At 55.7% G+C, this 24,553-nt stretch carries 25 protein-coding genes, 1 tRNA gene and 1 pseudogene; 11 read left to right on the plus strand and 16 right to left on the minus strand.

What is annotated here, in order from left to right:
- Window positions 1-47: 47 nt before the first annotated feature.
- The 5 genes from gbpA to IM314_RS08480 form a co-directional block, all read right to left on the minus strand.
- Window positions 48-1,499 (minus strand): N-acetylglucosamine-binding protein GbpA, encoded by a 1,452-nt coding sequence (gene gbpA, locus IM314_RS08460; RefSeq protein ID WP_193358610.1) that lies wholly within the window; start codon window positions 1,497-1,499, stop codon window positions 48-50.
- Between the two features lie 136 nt (window positions 1,500-1,635).
- Window positions 1,636-2,022, minus strand: a complete 387-nt coding sequence (ridA, locus tag IM314_RS08465) for a 2-iminobutanoate/2-iminopropanoate deaminase (protein ID WP_047174643.1) — start codon at window positions 2,020-2,022, stop codon at window positions 1,636-1,638.
- Window positions 2,023-2,095: 73 nt separating this feature from the next.
- A complete protein-coding gene (gene pyrI, locus IM314_RS08470; RefSeq protein WP_023310197.1) occupies window positions 2,096-2,557 on the minus strand; it encodes an aspartate carbamoyltransferase regulatory subunit in 462 nt (153 codons plus the stop codon).
- Between the two features lie 12 nt (window positions 2,558-2,569).
- Window positions 2,570-3,502, minus strand: coding sequence for an aspartate carbamoyltransferase (gene pyrB, locus IM314_RS08475; RefSeq protein WP_193358609.1), 933 nt, complete (start codon window positions 3,500-3,502; stop codon window positions 2,570-2,572).
- A gap of 34 nt (window positions 3,503-3,536) precedes the next feature.
- Entirely contained in the window at window positions 3,537-3,641 is a 105-nt protein-coding gene (locus IM314_RS08480; protein WP_071524139.1) for a pyrBI operon leader peptide, read from the minus strand.
- Between IM314_RS08480 and IM314_RS08485 the strand changes: the two are divergent.
- Window positions 3,621-3,738: pseudogene (locus IM314_RS08485) on the plus strand (hypothetical protein). The gene IM314_RS08480 and the pseudogene IM314_RS08485 sit on opposite strands and share 21 nt — an antisense overlap.
- Before the next feature lie 3 nt (window positions 3,739-3,741).
- On the opposite strand, the gene IM314_RS08490 reads toward IM314_RS08485, so the two are convergent.
- The 5 genes from IM314_RS08490 to arcA form a co-directional block, all read right to left on the minus strand.
- Complete coding sequence (locus tag IM314_RS08490; RefSeq protein ID WP_193358608.1) at window positions 3,742-4,221, minus strand: arginine repressor; 480 nt, start codon at window positions 4,219-4,221, stop codon at window positions 3,742-3,744.
- A gap of 79 nt (window positions 4,222-4,300) precedes the next feature.
- Window positions 4,301-5,704 carry a YfcC family protein gene (locus IM314_RS08495; RefSeq protein ID WP_193358607.1) on the minus strand — a complete coding sequence of 468 codons (1,404 nt, stop codon included), beginning with the start codon at window positions 5,702-5,704 and terminating at the stop codon, window positions 4,301-4,303.
- A gap of 46 nt (window positions 5,705-5,750) precedes the next feature.
- Complete coding sequence (gene argF, locus IM314_RS08500; protein ID WP_193358606.1) at window positions 5,751-6,755, minus strand: ornithine carbamoyltransferase; 1,005 nt, start codon at window positions 6,753-6,755, stop codon at window positions 5,751-5,753.
- Window positions 6,756-6,875: 120 nt separating this feature from the next.
- On the minus strand, window positions 6,876-7,787 hold the full coding sequence (arcC, locus tag IM314_RS08505; protein ID WP_193358605.1) for a carbamate kinase: 912 nt from the start codon (window positions 7,785-7,787) through the stop codon (window positions 6,876-6,878).
- Between the two features lie 10 nt (window positions 7,788-7,797).
- The gene (arcA, locus tag IM314_RS08510) at window positions 7,798-9,018 is read right to left on the minus strand and encodes an arginine deiminase (protein ID WP_008501384.1); all 1,221 of its coding nucleotides are present in this window, start codon (window positions 9,016-9,018) and stop codon (window positions 7,798-7,800) included.
- Window positions 9,019-9,693: 675 nt separating this feature from the next.
- Between arcA and IM314_RS08515 the strand changes: the two genes are divergently transcribed.
- The 5 genes from IM314_RS08515 (at window position 9,694) to IM314_RS08535 (ending at window position 16,504) form a co-directional block, all read left to right on the plus strand.
- Window positions 9,694-10,146 carry a YhcH/YjgK/YiaL family protein gene (locus IM314_RS08515; RefSeq protein ID WP_015572526.1) on the plus strand — a complete coding sequence of 151 codons (453 nt, stop codon included), beginning with the start codon at window positions 9,694-9,696 and terminating at the stop codon, window positions 10,144-10,146.
- A 236-nt stretch (window positions 10,147-10,382) separates the two neighbouring features.
- On the plus strand, window positions 10,383-11,291 hold the full coding sequence (gene yagE, locus IM314_RS08520; RefSeq protein WP_193358604.1) for a 2-keto-3-deoxygluconate aldolase: 909 nt from the start codon (window positions 10,383-10,385) through the stop codon (window positions 11,289-11,291).
- Between the two features lie 14 nt (window positions 11,292-11,305).
- Complete coding sequence (gene yagF / locus IM314_RS08525) at window positions 11,306-13,273, plus strand: xylonate dehydratase YagF (RefSeq protein ID WP_193358603.1); 1,968 nt, start codon at window positions 11,306-11,308, stop codon at window positions 13,271-13,273.
- Window positions 13,274-13,499: 226 nt separating this feature from the next.
- Entirely contained in the window at window positions 13,500-14,882 is a 1,383-nt protein-coding gene (locus tag IM314_RS08530; RefSeq protein WP_193358602.1) for an MFS transporter, read from the plus strand.
- 11 nt (window positions 14,883-14,893) lie between these two features.
- Entirely contained in the window at window positions 14,894-16,504 is a 1,611-nt protein-coding gene (locus IM314_RS08535; RefSeq protein WP_193358601.1) for a glycoside hydrolase family 43 protein, read from the plus strand.
- 4 nt (window positions 16,505-16,508) lie between these two features.
- Here the strand turns inward: IM314_RS08535 and xynR are convergent, their stop codons facing one another.
- From xynR to IM314_RS21965, 4 genes are all read right to left on the minus strand, one after another.
- A complete protein-coding gene (gene xynR / locus IM314_RS08540; RefSeq protein WP_193358600.1) occupies window positions 16,509-17,267 on the minus strand; it encodes a DNA-binding transcriptional repressor XynR in 759 nt (252 codons plus the stop codon).
- A 208-nt stretch (window positions 17,268-17,475) separates the two neighbouring features.
- Window positions 17,476-17,910 carry a DUF3828 domain-containing protein gene (locus tag IM314_RS08545; protein WP_041911432.1) on the minus strand — a complete coding sequence of 145 codons (435 nt, stop codon included), beginning with the start codon at window positions 17,908-17,910 and terminating at the stop codon, window positions 17,476-17,478.
- Between the two features lie 453 nt (window positions 17,911-18,363).
- Window positions 18,364-19,368: an ornithine carbamoyltransferase gene (gene argF / locus IM314_RS08550; protein WP_032675854.1), complete on the minus strand. Its 1,005-nt coding sequence runs from the start codon at window positions 19,366-19,368 to the stop codon at window positions 18,364-18,366.
- Entirely contained in the window at window positions 19,338-19,433 is a 96-nt protein-coding gene (locus IM314_RS21965; protein WP_213083700.1) for a hypothetical protein, read from the minus strand. Before IM314_RS21965 ends, argF (IM314_RS08550) begins: the two co-directional genes overlap by 31 nt.
- Window positions 19,434-19,532: 99 nt before the next feature.
- On the opposite strand from IM314_RS21965, the gene rraB reads away from it, so the two are divergent.
- The 5 genes from rraB (at window position 19,533) to IM314_RS08575 (ending at window position 22,918) form a co-directional block, all read left to right on the plus strand.
- Window positions 19,533-19,949, plus strand: coding sequence for a ribonuclease E inhibitor RraB (gene rraB, locus IM314_RS08555; protein ID WP_193358599.1), 417 nt, complete (start codon window positions 19,533-19,535; stop codon window positions 19,947-19,949).
- Between the two features lie 47 nt (window positions 19,950-19,996).
- Complete coding sequence (gene miaE / locus IM314_RS08560; RefSeq protein WP_193358598.1) at window positions 19,997-20,755, plus strand: tRNA isopentenyl-2-thiomethyl-A-37 hydroxylase MiaE; 759 nt, start codon at window positions 19,997-19,999, stop codon at window positions 20,753-20,755.
- A 30-nt stretch (window positions 20,756-20,785) separates the two neighbouring features.
- Complete coding sequence (locus IM314_RS08565) at window positions 20,786-21,508, plus strand: topoisomerase II (protein WP_193358597.1); 723 nt, start codon at window positions 20,786-20,788, stop codon at window positions 21,506-21,508.
- Window positions 21,509-21,613: 105 nt separating this feature from the next.
- Window positions 21,614-21,698 (plus strand) — tRNA-Leu (locus IM314_RS08570).
- Between the two features lie 224 nt (window positions 21,699-21,922).
- Window positions 21,923-22,918 (plus strand): DNA methyltransferase, encoded by a 996-nt coding sequence (locus tag IM314_RS08575; RefSeq protein ID WP_193358596.1) that lies wholly within the window; start codon window positions 21,923-21,925, stop codon window positions 22,916-22,918.
- A gap of 3 nt (window positions 22,919-22,921) precedes the next feature.
- Here the strand turns inward: IM314_RS08575 and IM314_RS08580 are convergent, their stop codons facing one another.
- Complete coding sequence (locus IM314_RS08580; RefSeq protein WP_193358595.1) at window positions 22,922-23,935, minus strand: BstXI family restriction endonuclease; 1,014 nt, start codon at window positions 23,933-23,935, stop codon at window positions 22,922-22,924.
- 51 nt (window positions 23,936-23,986) lie between these two features.
- Window positions 23,987-24,232 (minus strand): helix-turn-helix transcriptional regulator, encoded by a 246-nt coding sequence (locus tag IM314_RS08585; protein ID WP_193358594.1) that lies wholly within the window; start codon window positions 24,230-24,232, stop codon window positions 23,987-23,989.
- Window positions 24,233-24,553 lie beyond the last annotated feature (321 nt).

Raw genomic sequence — 24,553 nt, forward strand, 5'->3', positions numbered from 1 at the left:
CACCACGTAGGCCCGGCAAGCGCAGCGCCACCGGGCATAAAGGCCACTCAGTTCTTCAGAACCCACGCCTCTTTCCAGTGTGCGCCAACGCCTGGCTCATACTGGTTTGCGGTTGGGCTGTACTGCACGCAGAAGCCGCTGTACGGGAATGGCTTACATTCGTAGGTCTTACCGTCTCTAGGCTGAAGCACCACGGTACCTGCCTTGTACGACGCGATATTGTCCGGGAAGGTAAAGTCGTGGTGGCCGGTGCTATCCGCAGCGGCATCGCCTTCCAGCATCAGGTTCAGGACGTCCTGCGCGAACAGGGTGCCGTCTTTATTGGTCGCGTAGTATTTCAGCATGTGGTGGCCGGCGGTCACGTCGGTCAGGGTCATAGTGACGTCCTGATTGCTGTTGTTCATGTCCTGCTTCAGGTAGCCTTTTTCCGCACCGTGGTGGTTCATCACGTGTGCTTCAAAATTCACGTCACCCTGCGTATTCACGTGGAAGGTCACGGTCGCGTTGCCATGTTCGATTTTGCTGTATTGCAGATCGGTAACGGCGATGGTTTCGCTCACCTGCGCTTTTTGCTCTTCATAAGAGATAGCAACGGACTGCAGCGTGCTGCCGTCTTTCACGAATACGCTGTTGGCGCCGTGAACCGGGCTGATGTCACCGGCTTCATCCTTCACGCCGACGCGCACGTCGTGCTGCGCGGTGTTGATCTTCTGCGCCAGATCCCAGGACCACTGGTTAGCGTCGCCTTGTTCAGCAGAGCCGATGGTCATCTCGGTGCGCATGGCGGTCACTTCGCCGTGGGCGTCGAAGAAGCGTGCGATAACTTTATCGCCCACGTTCAGGTTATTACCGGCAATCTGGCCGCTCAGGGTTTTGCTCCACTCGGACACAACCGCAGGCGTTTCGTCCGGGGTAACGTTGCCGCCGTTCCCGAAATCAACGTCAATGGCCTGATAGAAACTGTTTGCGGTATCCGCAATCTCCCACACGCCATAAATAACCTGGTAGCCGGTACGCTCGGGTACATTACAGGTCATGGATTTGGTCATCGCCGGTGCCTGACCATTGCCGTTTATGGTACAGAACGGCGTTAATTCAAACTGGTCGCGGGTCAGCGGCTTATTGGGGTCCCAGTTTTGTCTGGTGATGTAATAACGCCAGCTGGTGGTTTTATGCGGCGCGGTATGGTGCCAGACAAATTCATGCGGGCCTGCCGTCATGGGGCTTTTGGTCCAGGCATTCAGGCTCTGCTTATCAAGCTGGGAGTAGCTGGCAATACCGGCGCTGGCAAGCTGGCCGTCAGGCGGCATCGCGCCCGTCGGAAAGCCGGAGGTTTTTTCAACACTCTGCGGTTCATATTGAACGGAGCCACAGTCAATATTCTGGCCGAGCTTACACATATAAGCGCGACTGGCGGGGGATTCTATATATCCGTGTGCAAGTGCGGAAGACGCAACCGTTAATGTGGCAACGGCCAGCGCAATTTTAGAGAGTTTCATTCTTCATCCATTAATTAGAATATAACAAGGCAGCGTCAGTCTATTAATGGTGCGGGGAGGCGTCATTGCCGGGAGAGAGTAAAAATGGTCGAAATTAAAAAGGCAGCCGAAGCTGCCCTGTCTAAACTGAAATGAATTAACGACGAACGGCAATCGCTTCAATTTCAATTTTCACGTCTTTTGGCAGACGGGCCACTTCCACGCAGGAGCGCGCCGGGAAGGTGGCGTTGTGCTCGGTGAAGAATGCTTCGTAGGTGGCGTTAACGGTCGCGAAATCGTTCAGATCTTTCACGAAAACGGTGGTTTTCACGATATCGCCCACTTTCAGACCGGCAGATTCAACGATAGCCTGCACGTTTTCCAGCGACTGACGCGCCTGTGCCGCGACATCTTCCGGCACCGCGCCGGTTTTTGGATCCACCGGGATCTGCCCGGAAGTGATGATCATGCTGCCAAGATCAACGCCCTGAACGTAAGGGCCAATAGCCGCTGGTGCATTTTCCGTCGCGAGTACTTTGCTCATGTTTTCTCCAGAATTACAGCGTTAAGAATGTTCCCGGCCATTATAACAGCCGGGATTTCATTACCAACCTCAATTAGTTGGCCAGCACCACATAATGAGAAAACTCTTTTTCGCAGTATTTGCATTTGAGCGCGATGTCATCGGCGCGTTTTTTCACTGCAAAGCTGGAGGAAACCGGTTCAGCATGACTGATGCAGTTGCTGTTCGGGCACACCAGCACGCTTTCGATGCGATCCGGCAGGCTCGGGCGGGATTTGCCGACCACTTCATACTCGTCGATGCGGTTAACCGTGGCGTCCGGCGCGTACAGCGACAGCTGGTTAACCTGCTCGTCGGTCAGGAAGGTGTTCTCGATTTTGATCAGGTCTTTGCGGCCCATCTCGCCCGACGGCAGGTTCAGGCCGATGGTGATGCGCTGGTCGGTTTCGGTCAGTTTGAACAGCGTCAGCAGCTTAAAGCCCACCTGCGCAGGGATGTGGTCAATCACGGTGCCACGCTTGATGGCTTCAACCTGGAGTTTGTTATCGTGTGTCATGGTCGTCTCCCCTTACAGAGCTAATTCGCGATTCAGAACCAGTGCCAGTAACGCCTGGCGGGCGAAGATGCCGTTCCCGGCCTGCTGGAAGTACCAGGCGTGCGGCGTTTTATCCACGTCTGTGGCGATCTCATCGATGCGCGGCAGCGGATGCAGCACCTTCATGTTGTCGCGCGCGCCTTCGAGGTCGCTGGCGCGCAGCACGAACTGCGCCTTCACGTTGGCGTACTCGGACGGGTCCAGACGCTCTTTCTGCACGCGGGTCATGTAGAGAATATCCACGTTGCCCACCACCTCTTCGATGCTGGAGTGCAGGCTCCACTGAATGCCTTTTTCGTCCAGCATGTCGAGAATGTACTGCGGCATCGCCAGCGCGTCCGGCGCGATGAAGAAGAAGCGGTTGCCGTTAAATTTCGCCAGCGCCTGGGTCAGAGAGTGGACGGTACGACCATACTTCAGGTCGCCGACCATGGCGATGTTCAGGTTCTCGAGCGTGCCCTGCGTCTCCTGAATGGTGAACAGATCCAGCAGGGTCTGCGTCGGGTGCTGGTTGGCACCGTCACCGGCGTTCAGCACCGGAATGCCGCCGGAAAACTCGGTCGCCAGACGCGCCGCGCCCTCCTGCGGGTGGCGCATCACAATCGCGTCGACGTAGGTGCTGATAACCGAAATGGTGTCCGCCAGGGTCTCGCCTTTTTTGCCCAGCGACGTGTTGCTGCTGTCCGAGAAGCCCACCACGCTCGCCCCCAGTCGGTGCATGGAGGTTTCAAAGGAGAGGCGGGTGCGGGTCGAGGCTTCGAAGAAGCAGCTCGCAATCACCTTGTGCTTCAGCAGCTCCGGTTGCGGATTGGCCTTCAGTTTTGCCGCGGTTTCCAGAACCAGTTCCAGCTCTTCGCGGCTGAGGTCGTTTATGGAAATGATGTGTTTTTGATAAAGCGGATTCATGTTTATCTCCTGACGCCGGGCAAAAAAAAGCCCCTCAAATGAGGGGCTCTGGGAATAGGTTTAGCAACGGGAAGAAAAACGGCAGGCCAGCGTCTGATTTCAGACGCGGTAAGACGATATGTCGTACACGCTTGACCATGCTTCCTCCCGGCAAATTGTCGGGCATTATACGCAGCTCGCTTTTGGGATCAAGCGATTTAATGCACGCTTTACTCAATGCAAACGGTTCTTTATGAATATTAATGCGTTCTGAGTAAATAATTAATTTGCTTATGCACCAGCGCGGTGCGCTTCACGAAACGGGGGGCGACCCAGACGATACTGCTTCCGGCCACTACGCCTAAAATTTCCGGTAACTGGTGATAATCCAGAATACGCGCCACCGCGCGGCCATATCCGGCGACGGTATGGATAAGGATAAATTCGCTGTTGTGCTCCACGCTCACCACCATTTCGGAGACGGTGCGCGCGGCGTCGGGGGCAGGGCGCAGCTGGGGATTCAGCGAATAAATCTTTAGCCCTTTGGCATTTCGAATTTTTATGACACCGAGCAACTTGAGCAGACGTGAAACGGTGGACTGGCTGATGGTCTCAAAACCACGCTCCTGCAAATCCCGGCGGATCTCCTCCTGAGAGAGATAGCTCTTTTCTGCGATCAGACGCTGGCAGACCGTTAGCTGTAGTTGCTCTTTGGGAGAGTACTCTTCGTAATCCATCATAGTTCCCTATCAGTTCCCGAAATAACCGGTGGCACTGCACCGATCCGTAGGCCGGATAAGCGCAGCGCCATCCGGCAAATTACAACAGGGCGCCCAGGCTTAACGCCACCATAATTACCACCGTTAAAATGCCCAGCAGCGGCGCGACCCATTTCAGATAGCGCACGTAGGGCACGCGGGCGATAGCCAGCCCGCCCATCACGACGGCAGAGGTGGGAGTGACCAGGTTAACGATGCCGGACGCCGACTGGTAAGCCGTGACCACCAGGTCGCGGTTGACGTTAGCGAAATCGGCAAGCGGCGCCATGATCGGCATCGTCAGAACGGCCAGGCCGGACGAAGAAGGCACAAGAAACGACAGCACCACCTCAAGCCAGTACATCACGTTGATGAACGCCACCGTCGACAACCCGGTGACCATGCCCTCGGCGCTGTGCAAAATGGTGTGGGTAATCATGCCCTTATCCATGATCACTACGATACCGCGCGCAATGCCGATAATCAGCGCGACGCCCAGCAAATCTCGTGCGCCGTTGATAAACGTCGACGTCAGCTCCTCTTCGCTCATGCGGGCGATAAGCCCCACGATAATCGCGCTGGCGAGAAACACCGCGGAGATCTCCGCCATCCACCAGCCCAGCACCGCCACGCCGTAGATCATCACCGCGAAGGCGAGGGCGAAAATGACCAGGATGATTTTGCGCACCGGGGTAAATTCCAGCGACTGCTCGCCCTTGTTGCCGAGGAAATGGGTGAGGTTCTCCTCCTGCTTGTCTGCGACGATGGACAGCGACGGATCCTTGCGCACCTTGCGGGCGTAGCGCATGACCCACGCCACGCAGATGATCCAGCCGATGACCAGCAGCGCCACGCGCAGGGCGATGCCGTTGGTAAAGGGGATCCCGGCGGCGTTGGCGGCGATCACCGTGGCAAACGGGTTAATGGTGGAACCCAGCGTGCCGATCCCCGCCCCGAGCAGCACGGTGGAGGCGGCGACAACCGGATCGAATCGCGCCGCCAGCATTACCGGCACCAGTAAGGTATAGAAGGGCAGCGACTCTTCGGCCATACCGTAAATCGTGCCGCCTGCGGCAAAGAGCGCCATCAGGATCGGGATCATCCACTCCTCGCGTCCGCGCAGCCGGGTGGTGACGCGTTCGATCCCCGCGTCAATGGCCCCGGTTTTGGTGACGATCCCGAGAAAACCCCCGATGATCAGAATAAACAGCGCCACGTCGATCGCCCCGGCCTGGCCGGATTCCGGATCGTACAGCCCGGCAATCGGCGCCATCAGCACCGAAACCAGCCCCTGCGGATGTGCCGCGACGTGCGCGTAGGTGCCGGCAACCGGCACCTCTTTGCCGAGCGCCTCGTTCATCGCCATATGGTACTGCCCGGCCGGGACAATCCACGTCAGCACGGCAACCACGGCAATCAGGAAAAAGAGAATGGTGTAAGCGGAGGGAAATTTGAACTTGCCCATGATGTTCTCCTCAACCCGGCGCACCTCGCGGCGCGCCGGGCGGTGATTAGTCGCCGAGTGTCGCCACCATGACCGCTTTAATGGTGTGCATGCGGTTCTCTGCTTCGTCAAAGACGATGGAGTTCGGTGATTCGAAGACCTCTTCCGTCACCTCCAGCCCCTTCAGGCCGTACGCCATCTCGATCTCGCGGCCCACTTTGGTGTGCTCGTTGTGGAACGCCGGCAGGCAGTGCATAAACTTGACGTTCGGGTTGCCGGTGGCCTTCATCACGTCCGCGTTGATCTGGTACGGCTTCATCAGGCTGACGCGCTCGGCCCAGGCTTCCTTCGGCTCGCCCATAGAGACCCACACGTCGGTGTAGAGGAAATCGGTCCCCCGCACGCCTTCTTCCACGTCGTCGGTGAGGGTGATGCGCGCGCCCGTCTCTTTGGCGATGGCGCGGCACTGCTCAACCAGACCGGCTTCCGGCCAGAAGGATTTCGGCGCGACGAGGCGGATATCCATCCCCATTTTGGCCGCGCCGACCATCAGGGAGTTGCCCATGTTGTTGCGCGCGTCGCCGAGATAGGCAAAGCTCAGCTCAGGCAGGGTTTTGCCCGGGGAGTGCTCCAGCATGGTCATCAGGTCGGCGAGGATTTGCGTCGGGTGGAACTCGTCGGTCAGGCCGTTCCACACCGGCACGCCCGCGTACTCGCCCAGCTCCTCGACGATGGCCTGGCCGTAGCCACGGTATTCGATACCGTCATACATGCGGCCCAGCACGCGGGCGGTGTCTTTCATCGACTCTTTATGGCCGATCTGCGATCCGCTTGGGCCGAGGTAGGTCACCTGCGCGCCCTGGTCGAACGCGCCCACCTCAAAGGCGCAGCGGGTGCGGGTGGAGGTTTTTTCAAAGATCAGGGCGATGTTTTTCCCGACCAGGGTTTGCTTTTCGCGCCCGGCTTTTTTGGCGGCCTTGAGCTCAATGGCGAGGTCAATCAGGTACTGGATCTCCGCCGGGGTGTAGTCCAGCAGCTTCAGGAAGTTGCGGTTTTTCAGGTTGATGGTCATGGGTAAATCCTTTTTAAATTTAGCTGTCTGATGCCCTCACCCCGGCCCTCTCCCACGGGGAGAGGGGGATCACATTCCCTCTCCCTTCGGGAGAGGGTTAGGGTGAGGGGAAACGGGTGCTCAGTTACGAATCAGCGTGCCTTTCTCGCCCGCCAGGATTTCCGCGCCGTCGGCCAGCGCGCCGATCCCGGCAATGCCGTTGCAGGCCTCAACGAACTCGCGGCAGGCGGCCACTTTCGGCCCCATCGATCCGGCGTCGAACGGCATGCCTCTGAGCAGTTCCGGCGTCACCTGCGCCAGCGGACGCTGGGTCGGCTTGCCCCAGTCGAGGTACACCGCGTCGGCATCGGTCAGGATCAGCAGGGCATCGGCCTCGATCTGCCTTGCCAGCAGGGCGGCGGAGAGGTCTTTGTCGATCACCGCCTCGATCCCGCGATAGCCGTTGGCGTGTTCCACTACCGGCACGCCGCCGCCGCCGTTGCAGATCACCAGGTGGTCGCGCTGGATCAGCGCCGTGATGGCGTCGCTCTCGACGATGCGCTTCGGCTGCGGAGAGGGCACCACGCGGCGGACGTAGCTGCCGTCGGCCTTAAACACCCAGCCTTTCTCCGCGGCCAGCGTTTTTGCCTGGGCTTCGCTGTAGACCGGGCCGATGTACTTGGTCGGGTTGCTGAAGGCCGGATCGGCGGCGTCCACTTCCACCTGGGTGAGCAGAACGCTCACCTCACGCTGTGGCAGATTGTTTTTCAGCGCCTGCTGGAGCATGTAGCCGATCATTCCCTGGCTTTCGGCGCCGAGAACGTCCAGCGGGTAGGGCGTCACTTTGTCGTAGGCGCTGTTTTGCAGCGCCAGCAGCCCGACCTGCGGGCCGTTGCCGTGCACCAGCACCACGCGCCACTGCGCCGTTAGCCCGGCGATGGTGCGGGCGGCCTGCGCAATGTTCTGGCGCTGGATGTCTGCTTCCAGCGGTTCGCCGCGCTTGAGCAGCGCGTTGCCGCCCAGCGCCACAACCAGAGTGGGTTTTCGTTCCATGATGGCTCCTTTAAATTCCGTCGCGTTCCAGCGGGCAGCTCATGCAGCGCGCGCCGCCGCGGCCGCGTCCGAGTTCGTCGCCGGGGATCGGCAGCACGGTGATACCCGCTTTGTCGTACTTCTCGTTGGTCCAGACGTTGCGCTCGTAGCCGATCACCACGCCGGGGCGGATGGTCAGCACGTTGTTGGCGTCGTTCCACTGCTCGCGTTCGGCCTCAAAGGCGTCGCCGCCGGTGGTGATCAGGCGCACTTGGTTAATGCCGAGCGCTTTCTCGATGGCGTGCAGCAGGTCGGTTTCCTGCGTGCGCAGCAGGCCGCCGCGTCCGTCCGGGGTGAGCGTCCAGCACTGGGCGTCCTTGCGCACCACTTCCGGGTAAACGGAGAAGGTGTCTACGTCGATGTGGGTCATCACGGTGTCGAGGTGCATGCAGGAGCGGTGTTTCGGCAGCTCAACGGCAATCACGCGCTCGGCCTGGCGATGTTTAAACAGGCTGTTGGCGAGGAACTCCACGCCCTGCGGCGTCGTGCGCTCGGACATGCCGATCAGTACCGCGCCGCGGCCAATGACTAATACGTCGCCGCCTTCTAAAGTGGCGTGGTCGTAATTAATATTCTCATCGCCGAAATACTTAATAAAATCACCGTCGGCGAACGCCGGGTGCCAGCGATATATTGCCCGCAGGTTATTGGTTTCACGCTGGCGGGCTGGTTTCGCCATCGGGTTAATAGAGACGCCGTTATAGATCCAGCAGGAGGTATCGCGGGTAAATAAATGGTTCGGCAGCGGCTTCATAATAAAATCATTCGCCGTGTGGGTATCTACCACCATATTTTTAATGGCCGCCGGAATTTCTCCGTAGGTTAATCCGCCGCTTAAACGACGCGCCAGTTCGCGGTGCGGCATATCCGCCAGCCAGCCGCGCACGTCGCCGGCAAAGGTTGGTCCGAGGCGATAGTCGGAGATTTGCGTCTCCAGCAGCCAGGCTTTTGCTTCTGCAATATCAAGGGTTTGTGTCAGAAGGTCGGTCAACAGCAGGACTTCCACACCCTGCTCGCGCAGCGTGTTTGCGAAAATGTCATGCTCCTCACCCGCCCGCTCAACCGAGAGCACGTCATCGAAAAGCAGCTCCTGACAGTTTGAGGGCGTTAAGCGTTTCAGACTTAAATTAGGGCGGTGCAGCATAACGCTACGCAATTGACCAATTTCAGAACCGACGTAATGCTTTTCCATAATTATTCCTTTAACAGTTTTTCAGAATAAAAAGGGCATGCGCCATGTGATGTGTTTAATTTCATGGCGGCTAAGCTCAATTGATTTCGTGATTTATAGTAGGCGCTTAAATAATGGTTATTGTGACATTGCTCACGCGAAAACCGATATTGAGCAGTTTATTTTCAATTGCATGATTCGTATCAGATAATGATTAATTTCATATTATTAAGGGATGAATAGCTAAGCAGGAACGGGTGGCAATATTTGAAGTTGTTATTATTTTGTAGAATCACACGCTTTGAAATATTTAGTTATGCTGTTGATTTTAATGGATAAAATGTTGTCACGGGAATAGCTATGCAATAATGACAGTTAACTATTTTTCACTTAAGAGAAATCAATAAATAATTATGGATTTTTAAAGGAAATAACCAAAGTGGTAAAGTGTGATACACCAACAGGTTTTGTGAGTTATGTTTTAAATTCAGTGAGTTAGATCCTATGTGCAAAGTGCATGAAATGAGGTTATGCATAACCACTGCATAAATGCCTGTGTGCAATTAACAGTGGATTAACACATTTCCCGATAAACATGCGCTGACGCAAATCTTGTCAAAAAAGGGCTGGTATGGAAGAGGCAATTCTCGTATAAAACATAAAAATGAAACAATGTTTTAATCTGAGGGTTGTATCATGATTATTGGCAATATTCATCATCTCCAGTCCTGGTTGCCAGAAGAGCTGCGCCAGGCCATTGAGCACGTTAAGGCCCACGTCACCGACGCAACGCCGACCGGTAAGCACGACATCAATGGCAACAGCCTGTTTTATCTGGTTTCGGAGGACATGACCCAGCCGTTCGCCGAGCGTCGCGCTGAATACCATGCACGCTATCTGGATATTCAGATTGTGCTAAAAGGTCAGGAAGGGATGACCTTCAGTACCCTGCCGCACGGTACGCCGGACACCGACTGGCTGGCGGACAAAGACATCGCGTTCCTGCCGGAAGGCGAGCAGGAGAAAACCGTGGTGCTGAGCGAAGGGGATTTTGTAGTGTTCTGGCCGGGCGAAGTGCATAAGCCGCTGTGCGCGGCGGGAGCGCCGGCGCAGGTGCGTAAGGTTGTGGTGAAGATGCTGGTAGAGTAACCCCTCACCCCGGCCCTCTCCCAAGGGGAGAGGGTGTAAAAGTTCCCTCTCCCCTTGGGAGAGGGTTAGGGTGAGGGAACCAGATCGCACCTTCGCATAATGTGATCCACCTTAAACTTCCCGCACTCCCTCTTCATCTCTCATTTACCTGCGCTTTTTCTGCGTCATAGTATGATCGTTAAATTAATGAACGCTGTTCTATAATGTAGAACAAAATGATTCAGTAAGGAGATCTCATGCCGCAGTCCGCGTTGTTCACGGGAATCATTCCCCCTGTCTCCACCATCTTTACCGCCGACGGCCAGCTCGATAAACCGGGTACCGCCGCGCTGATCGACGATCTGATTAAAGCAGGCGTCGACGGCCTGTTTTTCCTGGGCAGCGGCGGCGAGTTCTCCCAGCTCAGCGCCGAAGAGCGTAAAACCATTGCCCGGTTTGCGATCGATCATGTCGATCGTCGCGTGCCGGTTCTGATCGGCACCGGCGGCACCAACGCCCGGGAAACCATTGAGCTGAGCCAGCACGCGCAGCAGGCGGGCGCGGACGGCATCGTGGTGATCAACCCTTACTACTGGAAAGTGTCGGAAGCAAACCTGATCCGCTATTTCGAGCAGGTGGCCGACAGCGTCACGCTGCCGGTGATGCTCTATAACTTCCCGGCGCTGACCGGGCAGGATCTGACCCCGGCACTGGTCAAAACGCTCGCCGACTCGCGCAGCAACATTATCGGCATCAAAGACACCATCGATTCCGTCGCCCACCTGCGCAGCATGATCCATACCGTCAAAGCCGCTCACCCGAACTTCACCGTGCTGTGCGGCTACGACGATCATCTGTTTAATACCCTGCTGCTCGGCGGCGACGGGGCGATCTCGGCCAGCGGCAACTTTGCCCCGCAGGTGTCGGTGAACCTGCTGAAAGCCTGGCGGGATAAGGACGTGGCGAAGGCGGCTGAGTATCATCAGACCCTGCTGCAAATACCGCAGATGTATCAGCTGGATACGCCGTTTGTGAACGTGATTAAAGAGGCGATCGTGCTCTGCGGCCGCCCGATTTCTACGCACGTGCTGCCGCCAGCCTCGCCGCTGGACGCGCCGCGTAAGGCGCAGCTGAAAACCCTGCTGCAACAGCTCAAGCTCTGCTGAGCCGGACGATTACCATGACCATTGAGAAAATTTTCACCCCGCAGGACGATGCGTTTTACGCGGTGATCACCCACGCGGCGGGGCCGCAGGGGGCGCTACCGCTGACCCCGCAGATGCTGATGGAATCCCCCAGCGGCAACCTGTTCGGCATGACGCAGAACGCCGGGATGGGCTGGGACGCCAACAAGCTCACCGGCAAAGAGGTGTTGATTATCGGCACTCAGGGCGGCATCCGCGCCGGGGACGGACGACCGGTTGCGCTGGGCTACCACACCGGGCACTGGGAAATCGGCATGCAGATGCAGGCGGCGGCGAAGGAGATCACCCGCAACGGCGGGATCCCGTTTGCGGCCTTCGTCAGCGATCCGTGCGACGGGCGCTCGCAGGGCACGCATGGCATGTTCGACTCCCTGCCGTACCGCAACGACGCGGCGATCGTGTTTCGCCGCCTCATCCGTTCCCTGCCGACGCGCCGGGCGGTGATTGGCGTCGCCACCTGCGATAAAGGGCTGCCCGCCACCATGATTGCGCTGGCCGCGATGCACGACCTGCCAACCATTCTGGTGCCGGGCGGGGCGACGCTGCCGCCTACCGTGGGTGAAGACGCGGGCAAGGTGCAGACCATCGGCGCGCGCTTCGCCAATCACGAACTCTCCTTGCAGGAGGCCGCCGAGCTGGGCTGTCGCGCCTGCGCCTCGCCTGGCGGCGGGTGTCAGTTTCTCGGCACGGCGGGCACCTCGCAGGTGGTTGCGGAAGCGCTGGGGCTGGCGCTGCCGCACTCCGCGCTGGCCCCGTCCGGACAGGCGGTGTGGCTGGAGATCGCCCGCCATTCGGCGCGCGCGGTGAGCGAGCTGGATAACCGCGGCATCACCACGCGCGATATCCTCACCGATAAAGCCATCGAAAACGCCATGGTGATCCACGCGGCGTTCGGCGGCTCCACCAATTTACTGCTGCACATTCCGGCCATCGCCCATGCGGCGGGCTGCACGATCCCGGACGTAGAGCACTGGACGCGCGTTAACCGCAGGGTGCCGCGCCTGGTCAGCGTGCTGCCCAACGGCCCGGACTATCACCCGACCGTGCGCGCGTTCCTCGCGGGCGGCGTGCCGGAGGTGATGCTCCACCTGCGCGATCTCGGCCTGCTGCATCTGGACGCCATGACCGTCACCGGCCAGACGGTGGGCGATAACCTCGACTGGTGGCAGGCGTCCGAGCGCCGTAAGCGCTTCCGCCAGTGCCTGCGCGCGCAGGACGGCGTGGATCCGGATGACGTGATCCTGCCGCCGGAGAAGGCAAAAGCGAAAGGGCTGACCTCGACGGTTTGCTTCCCGACGGGCAACATCGCGCCGGAAGGATCGGTGATCAAGGCCACGGCGATCGACCCGTCGGTAGTGGGTGAAGATGGCGTTTACCGCCACACCGGCCGGGTGCGGGTGTTTGTCTCGGAAGCGCAGGCGATCAAGGCCATCAAGCGGGAAGAGATCAGGCAGGGCGATATCATGGTGGTGATCGGCGGCGGGCCGTCCGGCACCGGTATGGAGGAGACCTACCAGCTTACTTCGGCGCTGAAGCATATCTCGTGGGGCAAGACGGTGTCGTTAATCACCGATGCGCGCTTCTCGGGCGTGTCGACGGGCGCCTGCTTCGGCCACGTCTCGCCGGAGGCGCTGGCGGGTGGGCCGATTGGCAAGCTGCGCGATAACGACATCATCGAAATAGCCGTCGACCGACTGACGTTAACGGGCAGCGTGAACTTTATCGGCACGTTGGACAACCCGCTGACGCCGGAGGAGGGCGGGCGCGAGCTGGCACGGCGGCAGACGCATCCGGACCTGCACGCCCACGACTTTTTGCCGGACGACACCCGCCTGTGGGCGGCATTACAGTCGGTGAGCGGCGGCACCTGGAAAGGCTGTATTTATGACACCGATAAAATTATCGAGGTAATTAACGCCGGTAAAAAAGCGCTCGGAATTTAATTATTTTTCGCTCGATTGTCGTCTACGGAATATATTCCGTGGACGGCTTTTGCTTGTCCCTGTTTTATCAATCTAAACAATAGGTTGTGATATATCGCTGGCGTCACAAAAGCAAAATAACGTAATTCAGAAATAAGATATGACCATTGCTGGTTAATTGAACAGCTCATTACACTCCCTTAACACGATGTTGTAATTCAGCACACTACATAAGGGTGTAATTCTGATGACGCAATTAACCATGAAAGACAAAATTGGCTACGGGCTGGGTGACACCGCCTGCGGCTTCGTCTGGCAGGCCACGATGTTCCTGCTGGCCTATTTCTACACCGACGTCTTCGGCCTGTCGGCGGGCATTATGGGGACGCTGTTTTTAATCTCCCGCGTGCTCGACGCCGTGACCGACCCGCTGATGGGGCTGCTGGTGGACCGCACCCGCACGCGGCACGGCCAGTTCCGCCCGTTCCTGCTGTGGGGCGCCATCCCGTTTGGCATCGTCTGCGTGCTGACCTTCTACACGCCGGACTTTTCCGCGCAGGGCAAAATCATCTACGCCTGCGTGACCTACATTCTTCTGACCCTGGTCTACACCTTCGTTAACGTCCCGTACTGCGCCATGCCGGGCGTCATCACCGCCGACCCGAAAGAGCGTCATGCCCTTCAGTCCTGGCGTTTCTTCCTGGCGGCAGCGGGGTCGCTCGCCATCAGCGGCATCGCGCTGCCGCTGGTGAGCATCATCGGCAAAGGGGACGAGCAGGTGGGCTATTTCGGCGCCATGTGCGTGCTGGGCCTGAGCGGCGTGGTGCTGCTCTACGTCTGCTTCTTCACCACCAAAGAGCGCTACACCTTTGAGGTACAGCCAGGCTCGTCGGTGGCGAAAGATCTTAAGCTGCTGCTGGGCAACGGCCAGTGGCGCATCATGTGCGCGTTTAAGATGATGGCGACCTGCTCCAACGTGGTGCGCGGCGGGGCGACGCTCTACTTCGTGAAATACGTGATGGATCACCCGGAGATGGCGACCCAGTTCTTACTCTACGGCAGCCTTGCCACCATGTTCGGTTCGCTCTGCTCCTCCCGCCTGCTGGGCCGCTTCGACCGGGTAAAAGCGTTCAAGTGGATCATCGTCGCCTACTCGCTGATCAGCCTGCTGATTTTCGTCACCCCGGCCGAGCACATCGCCCTGATATTCGCCCTCAACATCCTGTTCCTGTTCGTCTTTAACACCACCACGCCGCTACAGTGGCTGATGGCCTCTGACGTGGTGGATTACGAGGAGAGCCGCAGCGGACGCCGCCTCGACGGGCTGGTGTTCTCAACCTACCTGTTCAGCCTGAAGATTGGCCTGGCGATTGGCGGGGCGGTGGTGGGCTGGATCCTCGCGTACGTCAACTACTCCGCCAGCAGCAGCGTGCAGCCGGTTGAGGTGCTGACCACCATCAAAATTCTGTTCTGCGTGGTGCCGGTGGTGCTCTACGCGGGCATGTTCATCATGCTGTCGTTCTACAAGCTCACCGACGCGCGCGTGGAGGCCATCAGCCAGCAGCTGATCAAGCACCGCGCGGCGCAGGGCGAGGCCGTTCCCGACGCCGCGACAGCCGCATCCCATTAACCGGAGGCATTATGCAAATCACTAACCCGATCCTGACCGGCTTCAACCCGGACCCGTCCCTGTGCCGCCAGGGCGAGGACTACTACATCGCCACCTCGACCTTCGAGTGGTTCCCGGGCGTGCGCATCTACCACTCCCGCGATCTGAAAAACTGGTCGCTGGCCAGCACCCCGCTGGACCGCGTGTCGATGCTGGACATGAAGGGCAACCCGGACTCCGGCGGCATCTGGGCGCCGTGCCTGAGCTACGCCGACGGCAAATTCTGGCTGCTATACACCGACGTGAAGATTGTCGACTCGCCGTGGAAAAACGGCCGCAACTTCCTCGTCACCGCGCCGTCCATTGAGGGCCCGTGGAGCGAGCCGATCCCGATGGGCAACGGCGGGTTTGACCCGTCCCTGTTCCACGACGATGATGGCCGCAAATACTACCTCTACCGCCCGTGGGGGCCGCGCCACCACAGCAACCCGCACAACACCATCGTGATGCAGGAGTTTGACCCGCAGACCGGCACCCTCTCGCCCGAGCGCAAAACGCTGTTTACCGGCACGCCGCTCTGCTACACCGAAGGGGCGCATCTTTATCGCCACGCGGGATGGTACTACCTGATGGTTGCCGAAGGCGGCACCAGCTACGAGCACGCCGTCGTGGTGCTGCGTGCAAAAACCATCGACGGGCCGTACGAGCTGCACCCGGAGGTGACGATGATGACCAGCTGGCACCTGCCGGAGAACCCGCTGCAAAAGAGCGGTCACGGCTCGCTGCTGCAGACCCACACCGGGGAGTGGTATATGGCCTACCTCACCAGCCGCCCGCTGCGCCTGCCCGGCGTGCCGCTGCTGGCCTCCGGCGGGCGCGGCTACTGCCCGCTGGGGCGCGAGACCGGCATCGCCCGCATTGCGTGGCGCGACGGCTGGCCGTACGTGGAAGGCGGCAAACACGCGCAGCTGACCGTGCCCGGCCCGCAGGTGGCGGAGCAGCCCGCAGCCGCTCAGGGTAACTGGCGGGATGATTTCGACGGCAGTACGCTTGACCCGGAGCTGCAGACCCTGCGCATTCCGTTCGACGACACCCTCGGCTCGCTCACCGCCCGCCCGGGCTACTTACGGCTCTACGGCAACGACTCGCTCAACTCGACCTTTACCCAGTCGACCGTGGCGCGCCGCTGGCAGCACTTCGTCTTCCGGGCGGAGACGCGGATGCAGTTCTCGCCGGTCCACTTTCAGCAGAGCGCAGGGCTGACCTGCTACTACAACAGCAAAAACTGGAGCTACTGCTTTGTGGATTACGAGGAGGGGCAGGGGAGAACCATCAAGGTGATCCAGCTCGACCACAACGTGCCGTCATGGCCGCTGCACGAGCAGCCGATTCCGGTGCCGGAACAGGCTGAGAGCGTCTGGCTCCGGGTGGATGTGGATAGGCTGGTCTACCGCTACAGCTACTCGTTCGACGGCGAGACGTGGCATGCCGTGCCGGTCACCTATGAGGCGTGGAAGCTGTCGGACGACTACATCGGCGGGCGCGGCTTCTTCACCGGCGCGTTTGTGGGGCTGCACTGCGAGGACATCAGCGGTGACGGCTGTCACGCGGACTTCGACTACTTCACCTACGAGCCGGTATAGCGGCTCAGGCCGGGTAGCCCAGGGCGCGTGAGAGCTCGAGCCCGGCCTGCTGAAGCTCCTCGCGGAAGCGGGCCAGCTCGGCGTCATCCACGCGGGAGGTGAGCGTCGACAGGCTCAGGGCGGCAATCACGCGGGATTCGTGGTTCCACACCGGCACCGCCACGCAGCGCACGCCCTGCTCGTTCTCTTCGCTGTCCAGGGCATAGCCCTGCTCGCGGGTCTGCGTCAGGGCGGTCATTAACGCTTCGCGGGAGGCGAGGGTCGCGGGAGTAAAGGTGGTGTAGTGATAGCCCTCCAGCAGGGCGTTCAGCTCGGCCTCGCCCAGCCAGGCAATCAACACCTTGCCGATGGCGGTGGCGTGAACCGGCAGGCGGCGGCCGATACGCGAATAGGCGATGGCGGCCAGCTTGCCTTCAATCTTCTCGATATAGACCCCTTCACGCCCGTCCAGGATCCCCAGATGGGTGGTCTGCCCGGTCCGCCGGGACAGCTCCGTCAGCCAGCCTTTCGCCTTGTGGCGAATATCGATGGAGCCCACGACAAAATGGCCGCGCTCGACCAGCTTCATGCCGAGGCGATATTTGCCGTTCTCGGGGTTCTGATCGATATAGCCGTGAAGCTGGAGGGTTTTCAGCAGCGAGTGGAGGGTGCTCTTGCTCAGCCCCATCAGTTTGCTGATGTCGGTGATCTTAAGCTCGGTGGCCTGCTCGTTGAACAGGTCGAGGATCTGCAACGCACGTTCAACAGACTGAATAATCGGCATAATGCTGGCATGTCCACGCTGGAATGAAGGCGAAAACGTACCTTTTTCGGGGTGAAAAATCAATTGAGTAGAGCGGGTTGTGGGAGAAAGGGCATCAGGCCGCATCGTCGCCTGATTTGTCCGGCGGCGCTACGCTTGCACGGGCCTACGGGTTTTGTAGGCCGGGTAAGCGCAGCGCCACCCGGCTACATTATTGTTAGCGGGGGAATCAATTATTATCCCGTGCAGCGACAGACTGAATTTTCCAGATCCCATCTTCTTTAACCATGCAATCAATAACTGTGTGCTGGGTCTTATTGCCGAACGTGATATTCACGTTTACACAGACCGGGTCTGAATCATACGAATCAATAGCCACATTCTCAGCCCAGTCCTCGCCGATATATTGCGATTTCATAAAAAAATCAGCCTCGTAAAATTCAGCGTCGGCATAACGGGGATCGTCTGCATGACGTAATTTTTTCATGGTGCTGGCCGTAACGAACTTATCGATTTCATTTCCCTGTTGGATGGGATAACGATCGTTGTTCACTTGTTTAATGTACCAGCGATTGAATTCAAGGGCGCGCTGCATCGGTATCTGAAAATCTTCGGCCCCCAATGCTGCTGTGCTGAATAACACAATTAAGATGAGCTTATTCATATTAATAATGCCTGTATAAGGTTATTGCTGGCTGAAGTTGGCGATAGGTTGGCCCCTTCGATTTTAAGCCCTCCGGCTCGAATGGCGGCGACGATTGCCCGAGCGCAATAGTGTCCAGTATGGGTTAGTGCGTGGCTACGGGCGTATGACACAGCTTCATGCTTATTCCATGACATGAATAATCCTTATTAACGAAATGCAGTAATAAGGAAATATTACGCCGATAATATACGGTGTTTTGTAATTGATAATGACCTGATATTAACCATTATCTACTCAGTAAATAATGGTTAATAAAAAGATAAATACCTATTATGGTTAATGCGTATCTGAGAAAGCGTCAGTAAAATGTATTTTTCTGCCTGACGATAACGCTGTTGTCGTTTTTAGTGTTTTCTCCCTCTCCCCGTGGGAGAGGGCCGGGGTGAGGGCACCAGCGCGCAGAGGAGTCAATCACTCCCCAAGCGTCGCCACCATCACCGCCTTAATCGTGTGCATCCGGTTTTCCGCCTGGTCGAACACGATGCTCGCCGCCGACTCAAACACCTCGTCCGTCACTTCCATCCCGCCGTGCAGATCGAACTCCTTCGCCATCTGCTTGCCGAGCGTGGTCTGGTCGTCATGGAACGCCGGCAGACAGTGCAGGAACTTCACGTCCGGGTTGCCGGTCAGCGCCATCATCTGCGCGTTCACCTGATACCCGCGCAGCAGCGCGATCCGCTCCGCCCACTTCTCTTTGGCTTCGCCCATCGACACCCACACGTCGGTATAGATAAAGTCCGCGCCCTTCACGCCCGCCGCCACGTCTTCCGTCAGCGTGATTTTGCCGCCGTGCTTCTCCGCCAGCGCGCTGCACTCCGCCACCAGGCTCTCTTCCGGCCAGCAGGCTTTCGGGGCCACCAGGCGCAGATCCAGCCCGGTCAGCGCCGCCGCTTCCAGCATCGAGTTGCCCATGTTGTTGCGCGCGTCGCCCGCGTAGACCAGCGTCATCTCGTTAAACGCCTTGCCCGGCAGGTGCTCCTGCATGGTCAGCAGGTCCGCCAGCAGCTGCGTCGGGTGGAACTCGTTGGTCAGCCCGTTCCACACCGGCACGCCCGCATACTGCGCCAGCGTTTCGACCACTTCCTGGCCGTGGCCGCGATACTGAATGCCGTCGTACATCCGCCCGAGAACGCGCGCGGTGTCCTTAATTGATTCTTTATGCCCAATCTGGCTGCCGCTCGGCCCTAAATACGTGACGCGTGCGCCCTGGTCAAATGCGGCAACTTCGAAAGAGCAACGGGTACGGGTCGAGTCTTTTTCGAAGATGAGCGCGATGTTCTTACCGGTAAGCTTCTGTACTTCCTTGCCCTTTTTTTTATCGGCCTTGAGCTGTGCGGCAAGGGTCAGCAGAGAAGTGAACTGTGCAGGGGTAAAGTCGAGCAATTTCAGAAAGTGTTTCTTGTACAGATCAGACATTTTATCCTCGCATGGCGAACGCCACTTATTGAATTAAAATTCACTTTATATGTGTAATTATTCATTTGCAACCCCGTTTCACAATTCTTTCCAACAAAGGTGGAGGCAAACCCGTCCGTGTGTGAAAATAGAAGTATCTGCCGCACTTTAAAGAGGATTGAGCCATGGCAAACCCGGAATTACTGGAAGAGCAACGCGAAGAGACGCGTCTGATTATTGAAGAGCTGCTGGAAGACGGTAGCGATCCGGACGCGCTGTACACCATCGAGCACCATTTCTCTGCGGATGATTTCGACGCGCTGGAAAAAATGGCCGTGGAAGCCTTCAAGCTGGGTTACGAAGTGACCGAGCCGGAAGAGCTGGAAGTGGAAGAGGGCGACACCGTCATTTGCTGCGACATCCTGAGCGAAGGCGCGCTGAAGGCGGAGCTGATCGACGCGCAGGTTGAACAGCTGATGAACCTGGCCGAGAAGTTTGAGGTGGAATACGACGGCTGGGGAACCTACTTCGAAGATCCGAACGGCGAAGAAGGCGACGACGAAGATTACGTCGACGAAGACGACGACGGCGTGCGTCACTAAGTGATTCAGGCGGTGGCGCGCGCCACCGCTTTTTTCAAGGCAGAACCATGGATTACCCGCAGATACTCGCCCCCGTACTCAACTTCCTCCAGTGCCCGACCCCGCAAGCATGGATTGATAAAGCCCGCGACCCGGCGAACCTGCCGCTGCTGCTCACCGACCACATGGTGTGCGAGCTCAAGGCCGCCCAGACCGCGCTGCTGCTGGTGCGTAAATACATCGCCGATGAAAGCGGTGCCGACGCGCTGCTCGACTGGCTCAAACCCTACGAACAGTTCACCTTCCGCGACGGCCCGGAGCCGGACTTCATCGCCCTGCACAGGCAGATTGGCAAAAGCGTGATGCCCAAAACCGACGACCCGTGGGGCCAGGCGCTTATCGACAGCATGGTGCTGCTGATTAAAGAGGAGCTGCACCACTTCTGGCAGGTGCGCGAGGCGATGCTGGCCCGCGATATTCCGTACGTCAAAATCACCGCCAGCCGCTACGCCAAAGGGATGCTAAAGGAAGTGCGCACCCACGAACCGCTGACGCTGATCGACAAGCTCATCTGCGGCGCCTACATCGAAGCCCGCTCCTGCGAACGCTTCGCCGCGCTGGCTCCGTTCCTCGACGACGACCTGCAGAAGTTCTATCTCTCGCTGCTGCGCTCGGAAGCGCGCCACTATCAGGACTACCTGACGCTGGCCCAGCAGGTGAGCGACGACGATATCTCACCGCGCATACAGCATTTTGGCGAAATTGAAGCCACACTTATCTCGACACCGGACAACGAGTTTCGCTTCCACAGCGGCGTGCCGGTGTAAACCGGCATAACTCAAGGATAAGGATGCGAGATGAATAAAACGTGGACCCGTATTGTGATTGTCGTCATTGCGGCTGCCGCCGTGGCGTTCTGGGTGTTTTTCGACAGGCAACGCGCCCCGGAACGGCAGATGGATAACGCCCTCAACGCGATGCCCGCCTGGCAGGTGATTAAGGAGCAGGAGCCCGCGCTGCATCAGCGCATCCTCGACCAGATGGCTGCCCTGCAAAAAGCGGGCGAGCCGGAGCAGCAGATTATCGACACCATCCAGCCGCAGATCCTGCATCTGCAGATGTCGCGCCTGCAGAACGCCCCGGACGCCAACGTGGTGAACTACATGACCATCAACATGGAGCAGACTGCCGCCATCCAGAAGGTGAGCGACGACGCCTGCTTCCGCTTCCTCTACCCGATGGTGAAGGGCGGCGTGAACCCGATGCGCATGCTGGATAAAGACCTGATGGCGCGGCGCATGCAGGCCGACGCCGACATGATGCGTGCGGCCTACGGCAAAAACCGCCACACCGTGACCCCGGCCGAACGCGAGGCGGCCGTCGAGGATGTGCGTCCGATTATGAAGCAACTTGCCGATAAGTACGGCGAGGACATCCAGCTGTTGCAGATGCCGGAGAAGGCAGTGGGCAAGGAGAAGCTCTCCTGCGACATGGTGCAGGCGATGTGGGCGAAGGTGCTGGCGCTGCCGGAGCAGAAGGCGGCGAGGGTGATTCGGCTGGCGGTGTCTGAGCTGGACTGACGGTGGCGCTGGTTTTTTGGGCACTTAGCGCGGGTTTAGCGCGTCGTCGCTTGCATGGCGGCGCGCGACAGGTATAATCCACAACGTTTCCGCATCCCCTTCAGTGCCGAAGTGGCGAAATCGGTAGACGCAGTTGATTCAAAATCAACCGTAGAAATACGTGCCGGTTCGAGTCCGGCCTTCGGCACCAACCCTTATCTTTATTCTTAAAATCATTTTGGCTACTAAGATAGTAGTTTTCGTGTTGTCAATTGCATTTATGTTTATCTGTGCTTTTTTGTTTTATATAAGAAAACTTCATCCAACCTGTTGATTTTATTGGCTTTATTGTTTTTTTTGTTTACTTAGTAAGTCTTGAAAAAAATCTCAATAAAGTATAATATTTTTCATTTACTAATTTCCAAGATACTAACAATGAATAGAGAAGTAATATTCAAGAAGATCAAAGATTCGGTGGGTGAGACTTACTATTCGGATGAGTCCCAGATTATAATTAATGACGATTGCATTAATTCTTTAAAGAAAATACCAAGTAATTCAATTTCACTGATCCTAACAGATCCGCCGTATCATGCTACAAAAAAGAAAAATATATATGGTGATACGTTGTTCAAACAAGACGATCAATATATAAAATGGATGGAAGAAATTTCAACAGAATGGAGAAGAATTCTTAAGCCTAATGGCTCATTGTATTGTTTTTGTGATTCATCTATGTCAGCTCGATTAGAGGTGATGCTTTCCTCAAAGTTTAATATACTTTCCCATATTGTTTGGACTAAACCGAATAAACCAGGATTTGATGGGTGGAAAGGTAAAATGAATAAGGATATTTTGCGACAATGGTATGGTCATTCAGAAAGAATTATTTTTGCAGAGCCTGCTAAAAATGGAAATTTGCATCGCTCTTCGTTTGGTGAATTTTTGAAAAATAAAAGAAAAGAAGCTGGTTTATCTGGTAATAAGTTAACAGAGCTAACTGGCGCTTTCGGAAAAGTAAACCATGGTGGTGCTGTTTCAAATTGGGAGACTGGACGAAATATTCCGAGTCGAGAACAATATGAAAAGATAAAAAATGCTATCCTTTCAAGTGGAAAGGTTGACGAAATGCCTGATTATGAAGATGTCATTCGTCCATTTAATATCAACAAAGACATTGAATACACTGATGTATGGAATTTTGAATCTGTGCGACCATATTCAGGCAAGCACCCAGCAGAAAAACCACAAGATATGTTGGAGCATATCATTTTAGCCAGTTCATATGAAAATGATATTGTGCTAGATTGCTTTGCTGGTTCAGGAAGTACAGCGATGGCATCTTTGAAAAACAAACGCAAGTGTATATCAATTGAGATTGATATACACTGGGTTGAATATATTTTAAATAGAACTAACCTATTGGTATAAATATTACGTGGCGTCAGATTCTGTCGCCGCGTCTAATCTTAGATTTCTTTCAATTACCTCTGACATCCATGCTAAAGTATTATCTATTCCAGAATCTTTAACGACAACATTACAATGATGATGTCCCCAACCAAGATTATATGGTTCATGATTAAAAGCACCGTATCTTAATTCATTGATATGGAAGAGATTTATTTCAGTTACGGTCAGATCGTGAACTTGACGGAACTCCTGCTGCTCTAGTCTAGAGAAAAAACCCTTTGCGGATAACTTTGCTAAACATAATGGACAAACTGAGTGGTCTTCCTCATCAATGATTCTTTTTTCACGTAATAGCCTTTTATCTAATAAACCCAGAGCTTCCGCTTCTGCTAATGCTAAATCCCGTCGTTGATTTGCATTCTCTGGACTCATTTCATTTAAGGCCGCAGATTCCAGTGAATCAGCGCAAAGCCAATAAATGGCTTCGAGTTGAATTCGACATTTTTCAATTACTGCTGAATTCGCATATTCGTATAATCGTATTCCAGCTCCTTTTGATTGAGTGGTGTTGTAACCCTTATTGATTTTTTCTCCCTGATAAGATGATGTCGTTGCGGCTATTCTACATACAAATTCACCACCCAAAGGTGCTTTACGTGACATGGGTTCTGATTGACTAATTCCATTTATTTGAGGATTGTATTGATTATATTGATAACGCTGCGTATAGAATAAAAGAGCATTTTCTCCTAGCATAAGACCAGATTCATTCATTATTTTTCTTGTCTCTGATGCTGACTCACCATAATAATCATCCGGTGAAATAAGTACTATATAGCCATTTTCATATTCAAAATTTAGTGCCCATCTATTTTCTTCGGGTATAATGAACTCGAATGGAATCAAAACGGTACTATTTCTTCCAACTCTATTCTGATAAATCACATCATCATCTGCACCTCTTGTTTGTCCTGTCTTATATATTTTCCTTGATAATAAAATAGGTAATTTTGGTTTTTTGGGTTTCTTTGGCATAATTTCATAACTCGTGAATTTTTAAATTTATGTGCGATAGGTAAGACAATATTAATGTGTAAACCAATTAGAAATTAGAGCGGCAAGATCGTCTTCTACTGTATAAAAGTAGCACGCTGGAATATTCAGAACTTGTGCAAGTTTCCGAGCAAGAGCAAAATCAGGAGTATGAATACCTCTCTCATATTGATTCATTCTGGCGCTAGCCGTAGCTTCATCAATACCGGCTAGAATACCTAATCGTTGTTGAGATAAGCCAGCCTTAATACGGGCTTCTTTGAGTCTATGTGGCAGCATCAGATTTCCTTAACCTTAGCTAACTTTGTTTGATTGTGAGGTGTTAACATACAAAATTAAACTAAGTAATACTTAGTTTTTGATTTGAGTTTTATACATTTATTAATCAATTAAATAATTTGAAGGAGTGAGTCGATTGCTGAAATTGATCTAAGTTACAATCTGTCTTGAATTAAAATTTCAAATTGTATTCAAGTTATTATTTCTATCAAGTTGAAAATTAGGAGGTAAATATGTCTTTTATTGTAAATGCAATGTTATAAAGCATACGTGCTGATCTAATTTTGTATTTTACCATGTCTCTTAATTTTTATTAAAAAT

Origin of the sequence: Enterobacter cloacae complex sp. P42RS (assembly GCF_014930595.1) — a bacterium.
GTDB lineage: Bacteria > Pseudomonadota > Gammaproteobacteria > Enterobacterales > Enterobacteriaceae > Enterobacter > Enterobacter bugandensis.